Source organism: Pseudomonas sp. P5_A2_2, from assembly GCF_054177685.1.
This window is the reverse complement of sequence record NZ_JBGCUL010001320.1, coordinates 1-1,065: the sequence shown is the minus strand read 5'-3', so window position 1 is coordinate 1,065 and position 1,065 is coordinate 1. Positions and strand designations below refer to the sequence as shown.

Here is a 1,065-nt window from a genome sequence, read left to right as displayed (position 1 = left end):
GCACAGGGCGGCGATGGCCGGCAAGTCGCAGAGTTCGTAGAGCAAGGAACCCGGCACTTCGGTGTAGACCATTCGGGTGTTGGCTTGCAGTTGCGCCTGCAAGTCACTGCCGTCGGGGGCGAAGTAGCTGACCTGAATACCGAACGGTTGGAGAAACTCCCGGGCCAGACGTCGAACCGGTGCGTACACCGCATCGGTGATCAGCACGTGATCGCCGGGGCGCAGATAGGCCAGAAAGGTCTGCGCGACCGCTGCCAGGCCAGTTCCGAACAAGCGCGTGCGATAACCCCCTTCCAGCTCGGTGACCAGGTCTTCCAGGGCGAAGGCCGTCGGGTTGCCACGGGCGCCGTAGCTCAGCACCCGCTCGCTATCACGGCGAGCGCGGGCGTCGCGCATTTGCGCCAGGTTATCGAACAGCACGGTGCTTAAACGGGTGACCGGCACGTTGACTGATCGACCACCGACGCCTTGCTCGGTGCGCGCCGCATGAACCAGGCGCGTGCGCACCCGCGCATCGTCACGGGTTTGAGACTGCAGGGGGTTAAGACTGGCGATTTCATCGTCGTTCATCTGCGCCAGCAAACCGATTTCCCAGGCCAGGTACTGCCGCGCCGCCTCCTTGTTGCCGGAGTGGCGATCATGGGTGAAGAACAGGAAATCGATGCACTGACCATTGGCAGGCGTGTCTGGACTTTCCTCCACAACAAAACCGGCCGCACGCCAGGCAGCCAGTCCGCCGTCCAGCAATCGCAGCTGTGCACGCTGGGTTTCGGGCAACTCCTGCGCCGCGAAAGCGGCCAGCAATGGATCATCGGCCAGCAACACCAACGGCCGGTTCTCACCGGCTACATGCGTCGCCAACAGCGAGCGGATCGACCAGCGCGAGCTGGCAATATGGCCCTTGCGATAGGCCATGCTCGGGCGCAAATCGATCAACGCGACCGCGTCATCCTTCAACGCATCGGCCAGTGCCAATGGCGTGATCAATGGCAACGTCTCTTCAGCTTCAACCTCGATTGCGGGCAACGCCAGACCGCTGCTCACGCCACCTTCCAGCACATAGGC

The 1,065-nt window shown here is 62.9% G+C and carries 1 protein-coding gene; it reads right to left on the bottom strand.

Going from position 1 to position 1,065, the window contains the following annotated elements; genetic code table 11:
• Positions 1 to 1,065 (bottom strand): PLP-dependent transferase (locus tag ACXRVY_RS31105; protein WP_458239219.1); only part of this gene is annotated, 1,065 nt, incomplete at both ends.